This window comes from Bacillus haikouensis (assembly GCF_013179555.1).
Classification (GTDB): domain Bacteria; phylum Bacillota; class Bacilli; order Bacillales; family Bacillaceae_B; genus Rossellomorea; species Rossellomorea haikouensis_A.
Window position 1 is genome coordinate 1 of record NZ_JABMCR010000329.1, and the last position, 4,049, is coordinate 4,049.

General features: G+C 42.0%; 5 protein-coding genes. All 5 read left to right on the forward strand.

Annotation, left to right across the window (positions count from 1 at the left end):
- The coding region (locus tag HP456_RS20775; RefSeq protein ID WP_172250161.1) for an IS3 family transposase at positions 1 to 90 on the forward strand (90 nt) is incomplete at its 5' end.
- A 340-nt stretch (positions 91 to 430) separates the two neighbouring features.
- Positions 431 to 568: a hypothetical protein gene (locus HP456_RS20780; RefSeq protein ID WP_172254677.1), complete on the forward strand. Its 138-nt coding sequence runs from the start codon at positions 431 to 433 to the stop codon at positions 566 to 568.
- The gene (locus tag HP456_RS20785) at positions 565 to 1,248 is read left to right on the forward strand and encodes a DNA alkylation repair protein (protein ID WP_172254679.1); all 684 of its coding nucleotides are present in this window, start codon (positions 565 to 567) and stop codon (positions 1,246 to 1,248) included. Before HP456_RS20780 ends, HP456_RS20785 begins: the two co-directional genes overlap by 4 nt.
- Before the next feature lie 186 nt (positions 1,249 to 1,434).
- On the forward strand, positions 1,435 to 1,878 hold the full coding sequence (locus HP456_RS20790) for a peroxiredoxin-like family protein (protein WP_312857800.1): 444 nt from the start codon (positions 1,435 to 1,437) through the stop codon (positions 1,876 to 1,878).
- Positions 1,879 to 2,150: 272 nt separating this feature from the next.
- A partial coding sequence (locus HP456_RS20795; protein WP_246289331.1) for an immune inhibitor A domain-containing protein occupies positions 2,151 to 4,049 on the forward strand: 1,899 nt, incomplete at its 3' end.

Here is a 4,049-nt window from a genome sequence, read left to right on the forward strand (position 1 = left end):
ATTACTTACTATAACCACCATAGATATCAATGGAATCGAAAAAAGATGACCCCTGTTCAATACAGAGATCATCTTTTAGAAGTAGCTTAGGCTTTTTTAAAATGTCCTTTACAAAGGGTACACTTTACTGGTTAAGGGGATTGTTTTTTTGGGATTAGTGAGGATAGTACTGGTTATGAGGGGGTGTATGGGGTGGTATGGTATACTTCCTCCTGCTTCGTTCGATTCATCAGATACTGCCATACATGTGGTATCACGAACAAGTATATCGAATGAAGAAGTCTATATTCCGCGGTGTTATCACAAACATACAACTTATTTTTACCAGGGTAACAAGGAATTTAATCAAGACGACTAGAAATAGGAAGAGAGAATGGGATACAGGAGCGGTGCAGGTGGTATTTACTAATTATAGCAGGAGGAGACTATCATGAAAGAGCATGTAGGGTATTGCGATTGTTGCGGAAAGGCGCTTTATTGCCTGGATGGTTTCTTCAATGGGGTAAAAACGGACAGCGGAAAAAATTTGTGTTTCGACTGCGATGAACAGGAGGAGAAGAAAGAATGAGTCATGAGTATGCGGATCGATTGGTTTCGTTATTGAAAGAGAATCGGAATGAGGAAAACCGTGAAGCGATGGAACGCTATATGCGAAACCAATTTGCGTTTTTGGGCATCAAGACACCTGAAAGGACGGCCCTGCTGAGGGATTTTTTGAAGGCAAACGGCAAACCGCCGTTGGAAGACCTGCCAGCCATTGTCCGGTCGCTATGGAAGGAGCCGCAGCGTGAGTGCCGATATGCTGCGTTGAGCCTTATGGATAAGCAGGTAAAGCATCTTTCCAGGGAGCATCTGCCTCTTTTGGAAGAAATAATTTTGTCGGAATCTTGGTGGGATACGATCGATCATATCGCTCCTCATCTTGCAGGCAGGATTCATGAAAAAGAACATGCGGATGACTATCTCGAAAAGTGGATACAAGCAAATAACTTCTGGCTGAATCGGACGGCGATTCTTCATCAATTGAGATATAAGGAGAAGACAGATGAAAATCGATTATTCCGCTACATACTCAAACACAATGAATCCAAAGAATTTTTCATCCAAAAAGCGATTGGATGGGCCCTCAGGGAATACTCGAAAACCAACCCTGAAGCTGTCAAACGGTTCATCGGCAGCGAGAATCTTGCCCCTTTAAGCATGCGGGAAGGCTTGAAGCACATCAACAGGATGGAAAAAGTGAAATAGAGAGTTTCGGAAGCTCAATGTTTTGAATGAATCACTCTTTTTTAGGTATGATAGATAGAAGAAAGAGGAGGTCATACTATGGACTTTATGCTCCAGCGTCCCGGCGCGCAGGCAGAAGTGAATATTCAAAGTCTTCTTCAGGATAAGAAATCCGCCGTCATCTTCGTCCGCCATCTTGGCTGACCAATTTGTCGGAATTACCTCATGCAGTTGCGTGAGCGCGTTGAAGAATTTGAAAAAAGAGATATCCAACTGGTCGTGATTGCACCATCCAAAGGAAGCTTCGTTTCTCAATTCCTTGAAGCTTTCGGTCCGTTTCCATTTTCGATATATGGCGACCCTTCCCGTGAAGGCTATAAACAGGCGGGTACGGTCACAATGCCAAAATGGAAGCTGCTCAGTAAAGCACTCTTCGGGTTTGTAACAGGGAAGGTGAAGAACTTCCTTCCTGACGAACAGGGGCAGAAGAAATTTGTCCAGAAATCGATGAAAACCCAGGATGTCTACATCCAGGGGGCAACATTTCTTTTTGATGAAAAAGGGAAAGTTGTGTGGAAGCATGTGGATCAGTCACCTGAAGATCATGCAAGCATTGATACATTGTTGAATAAAATAGATTCAAATGTATAAAAAAGCCGTCAGTTGATGGCTTTTTTTATTTTTTTGTCTATTAAACAGGACAAAAGAACTAGAATAGTGAATTCTTTATTGAGAATAGGAGATTGTGAGGGGGGAGTATTGTCGAAATAGTGGTTAAATAGTCCTGTTAAGTGTCGAATAAACCTTTTCATCACAGTCATTATGAGGTTATCCGTAAAACAATATATTTATTCAGAAAATTGTTTATGTTAAGATTATTTTGTTCTTATTAAAATGTTTATATGGGAAAGGGGATTCATCTATTGAAAACAAAATTCTTATCGATTCTTTCAACTGGTGCTTTAGCATTGAGTCTATTTGCACCCGCTGCATCACCTTCAACAGCAGAAGCTGCAACATCTACTCCGAAGTGGGATGTGGAACGTTATGGTGACCGGGTTGATATTGACGGTGTTCTAAACCGGCTGTCCCAGGATCAAGATTTTCTGAAGAAGGCCGAAGCTGATTTGAAGAAGCAGGCTGAGGGGATTAATTTTGATGGTGAAGAAGGTAACGGTTCAGGGGAAAGTGAAGATAGCCATTTTACATATGATGGAGGTACGAAGTTATTTTTAAACAGGGATTTGGCATTTAAAGAATTTACGCTCCGCAGTGTAGGCGATAACGTTGAAATATGGGTTGCAGATGATTTAAGTTTCCCTGAGGGGGATCCGAGGGAAGCTCATGTGGTGAACCAAGAGCAGGTGGACAAGCTAACTGCCGAATTTGACAATAATATTTATCCAAAAGCGACATCATTTTTTGGGACTCCCGATTCTTTGGATGGATCTCACTCTCCACTGCCTGATATGGTAGGTCTTCCTGAAGGTTATTACCAGAATGAAGACGGGGATGACAAAATTATTATGCTAGTTGACAACATCCAGGATGATAACTATACAAATCCGGATTATCCATTCTTCGTAGCAGGTTTCTTCTGGCAAACACTCGAAAATTATATTGATCGTAATATCGTTACAATCGATACAAACAATTGGGGAGAACGATTGGAATCAACTTTCTACGGTACAACTATCCACGAGCTTCAGCATTTAATCCATGCTGATAATGATGGATCGGAAGAAACTTGGTTGAATGAAGGAATGTCGACATTCTCTGAATATCTTGGAGGATATGGATTTGATTCAGGTTCGATCAACTTCTACTTGGATCATCCTGAGAATTCAATTGTGAATTGGGATGAGCATGTCGGAGCAGAAACAGGACCTGAAACGATAGCCGACTATGGACAGGTGCAGTTATTCACCACTTACATGTATGAGCAATATGGCCAGGAGTTTATCCGTGAGCTTGCAACGGACGGTGAGAGCCAGGGTATTGCAAGTGTTCAAAACATGCTGGAGAAATATGGTGAAAAAGAAAACTTCACAGAACTCTATCAGAACTTTATTACAGCGCTGGCATTGGATGACGGGACCGGCGGGAAATATGATTTTGAGTTGATCGATTTAAGGGACCTTCCGGTAGGTTCAGATCAAACCCCACGCGGGATGACCGTTGATTATGAAAAAGCCTTGCAAGTTGAAAAAGAAGGTGTCCCTGCATGGGGCGGTGACTTCAAAGAACTTGACTTTGAAGATAAAATCCGATCCATCTCATTTGATGGGATTGATTTCCTTCCGACTCCATGGGAATCAGCAGCTGATCCGCTTGGCAGTGATAATCAAGTACTTTGGGCAGGACAGGGTGATGAATTAGATGCTGCAATCACCTTTGAAGCTGATCTTTCAAGCGTCGAGAGTGCTACTTTAAACTTTGATAACTACATCGATATTGAAGAACAGTGGGATTTCGGTATGGTTCAAGTATCCACAGACGGCGGGGAAACATGGAATTCGTTAGAAAATGAAAATACTCGTTCTGACGTGGTGGAAGAAGGATATCCTAAGATCAAGGAAAATGTTCCTGGATTCACAGGCCACTATGAAGACTGGCAGCAAGAAACCTTTGATTTAAGCGAGTATGCAGGTCAAAAAGTATTGGTATCATTCAGGTACTTGACTGACTGGGGCTCTAACGGTGCTGGCTGGTTCATTGATAATATTGAGATTCCTGAAATTGGATACACGAATGATGGATCTTCAGTGGATGGGTTTAAATCCTTTGCAGAATTGAAGGGTGAGTATGTCAATTACACTGTA

Excerpts from the sequence above, each read along its gene's own strand:
- HP456_RS20785 (WP_172254679.1), top strand. The coding sequence starts at position 565 with ATGAGTCATGAGTATGCGGATCGATTGGTTTCGTTATTGAAAGAGAAT.
- HP456_RS20780 (WP_172254677.1), top strand. The coding sequence starts at position 431 with ATGAAAGAGCATGTAGGGTATTGCGATTGTTGCGGAAAGGCGCTTTAT.